At 42.6% G+C, this 2,303-nt stretch carries 3 protein-coding genes; 1 reads left to right on the top strand and 2 read right to left on the bottom strand.

Going from position 1 to position 2,303, the window contains the following annotated elements; genetic code table 11:
- The first annotated feature begins 169 nt into the window (after nt 1–169).
- Entirely contained in the window at nt 170–1,024 is an 855-nt protein-coding gene (locus DP116_RS27905; RefSeq protein ID WP_169158208.1) for a sulfurtransferase, read from the top strand.
- 96 nt (nt 1,025–1,120) lie between these two features.
- Here DP116_RS27905 and DP116_RS27900 read toward each other — a convergent pair whose 3' ends face one another.
- Nucleotides 1,121–1,507 (bottom strand): type II toxin-antitoxin system VapC family toxin, encoded by a 387-nt coding sequence (locus DP116_RS27900; protein ID WP_048868366.1) that lies wholly within the window; start codon nt 1,505–1,507, stop codon nt 1,121–1,123.
- Nucleotides 1,504–1,698, bottom strand: a complete 195-nt coding sequence (locus DP116_RS27895; RefSeq protein ID WP_169158207.1) for a hypothetical protein — start codon at nt 1,696–1,698, stop codon at nt 1,504–1,506. Before DP116_RS27895 ends, DP116_RS27900 begins: the two co-directional genes overlap by 4 nt.
- Nucleotides 1,699–2,303: the final 605 nt, after the last annotated feature.

Below are 2,303 nucleotides of genomic sequence, written 5' to 3'. Positions count from 1 at the left end.
TGCTTGCGAATAATGCTTACTTTACCTGACTTTGAGGCTTAACTGAACTGTATTGATCTATAAGTTACAGAAAAAGTTACTCGGTGTACTCGTTCGAGGACTAGGCGTAGTCAGGGAATCAATTTTACTCTAGCGTCATCAACATTTACACAGCAAGGAGTAACGCCTGATGTCACCGTTAAATTACGCTCATCCTGAAGTTATTGTAGAGACTGAGTGGGTTGCTGACCATTTGCATGACCCCAAAGTGCGTCTTGTGGAAGTGGATATGGATGCAACAGCTTATGACTCTGGTCACATTCCTGGCGCGATCTTTTGGAACGGATTTACCACCATCCTGCAACCCGATTTCCGTTTCAATTTTGATAAAAAAGCGTTGGAAGAACTGCTAGGACGTTCAGGTATCGCAAATGATACGACAGTCGTTATTTATGGTAATCATAATGCGATCGCCCCTATTATCTTTTGGTTTTTAAAAATATTTGGGCATGATGATGTGCGAGTCATGAATGGTGGTCGCAAAAAATGGGTTGTAGAAGAACGCCCTCTGTTGACTGAAACACCCAGTATTACGACAACAACATACACACAACAGGATGGTAATTATAGCATACGTGCGCTGCAAGAGCAAGTGCAAGCGAGTATTGGCAAGTCAGATCGTGTTTTGCTGGATGTACGCACACCCGAAGAGTATCGCGGCGAATGGTTCAGCACGAAGCCACCAGAAGGAACAGAACGTGCAGGGCACATTCCAGGTGCTGTTCACATTCCATATGAATCAGCCCTGAATGAAGATGAGACATTTAAATCAGCCGAAGAACTATACGCTTTATACAGCAACAAAGGCGTTACTCCTGACAAAGAAGTGATAACGTACTGCGCTATTGGGGGACGTTCCTCACATACTTGGTTTGTGTTGAAGTATTTGCTGGGCTATCAGAATGTACGCAATTACGACGGTTCTTGGAATGAGTGGGGGAAGCAACCTGATACGCCTGTGGAGGTACAATCACTAGTGATTTAATCTGCTTTTTGGATATCCACACTGTAACGCAAGTCGGTGTATTGTTAATACATCGATATGCGTTTTCTCTTAAAGATTAACATCTCCCCAAACTTTTTATTCATCACCAAAAGGATTCTCTAACTTTAATTCTGCAATATCCTGGAAATCGTGAAAATTGCGAGTTACCAAAACTGCTTGCTGACATAAAGCTGTTGCTGCAATCACCGCATCTGGTAACTTGATTTTGTGTTTCCGCTTTAAAGCAATTGTTTGATTCTCAATTTTCCTAGAAATCAGAATTGAATCAAACTGACTTAATAAATCTTCAATAACCTCTGCCTCGTCATCAGACAAACCAGAAAAACAAAGTAACTCGATCCGTACAATCGGAGAGATTACAACGTAATTTTTATTAAGAAAAGTTTCTGAAAATAATTCAGAAACTGTATCATCTCCCGCCAAATAGTAAATAAAAATATTTGTATCATAGAGATAGTTCATTCCCATTCTTCACGCACAGCATCTAGATGAGCAAACATTGCCTCTTTCTGATGCTGAAGAATTCCTTTAGCCTTCTGAATCTTTCCATAATCCCGTTGCAATGAGGCTAGAACTGACTGTGGTAAATCCAATATGATCGATTCCTCATCTTCAGACACGAGATAACTCTTAGGAATACTTACCAGGGGCATAACTATCACTTTTGTGTTTACTTTACTGTTGTAGACCCATTATTACAAAAAAGCTCTCCCTATCAAACTTTAAAAATGTTTTTTTAAATTGAACGTTATCTTTAGAATCTTGGCTTTGAATTAAAGAGCGATCTGCCGTTCGCGTAGCGTGCGCTTTGCGCTTAGGCAGCAGCGAAGCTATCGCCACCTAAAAGCGGGTATTTTGCGCGATCGCTCAACTGGTACTCTGTGCGATACTTTGTAGCCTCAAGCCTTCGATGGTTGCTGAGCCTGTCGAAGCACTGAGCGCTCACGCCGAAGTCTGGTGGCTTATCGCTCAAATCCTCCGACATCATTCTCGTCCGCCAAGAAATAAATTCTGAGGCTAAGAGTCCAAGTATGCGATTAGCTCACTGAATATCTATCACTCTCGTTCCCAGGCTGGAGCCTGGGAACGAACTTCTAGAGGCTCTGCCTCTAGTAGCAAACAAAAGGAGGCAGAGCCTAAGCAGCTGCATTCCTTGCCAGAGACAAGGAACGAGACAACCTCACCCTCGCTTTTTACTGCGTAAAAATCTTTCCCTCTCCTTTATAAGGAGAGGGATGCCCGACAGGGCAGGGTGAGG

Origin of the sequence: Brasilonema bromeliae SPC951, assembly GCF_012912135.1 — a bacterium.
In the GTDB taxonomy this organism is placed as follows: domain Bacteria; phylum Cyanobacteriota; class Cyanobacteriia; order Cyanobacteriales; family Nostocaceae; genus Brasilonema; species Brasilonema bromeliae.
The sequence above is the reverse complement of the archived record's forward strand: the minus strand, read 5'-3'. Positions and strand labels throughout refer to the sequence as shown.

What these genes read in the sequence shown, in the direction of transcription:
- DP116_RS27905 (WP_169158208.1), top strand. Translation starts at nt 170, where the DNA reads ATGTCACCGTTAAATTACGCTCATCCTGAAGTTATTGTAGAGACTGAG.
- DP116_RS27900 (WP_048868366.1), bottom strand. Translation starts at nt 1,507, where the DNA reads ATGAACTATCTCTATGATACAAATATTTTTATTTACTATTTGGCGGGA.
- DP116_RS27895 (WP_169158207.1), bottom strand. Translation starts at nt 1,698, where the DNA reads ATGCCCCTGGTAAGTATTCCTAAGAGTTATCTCGTGTCTGAAGATGAG.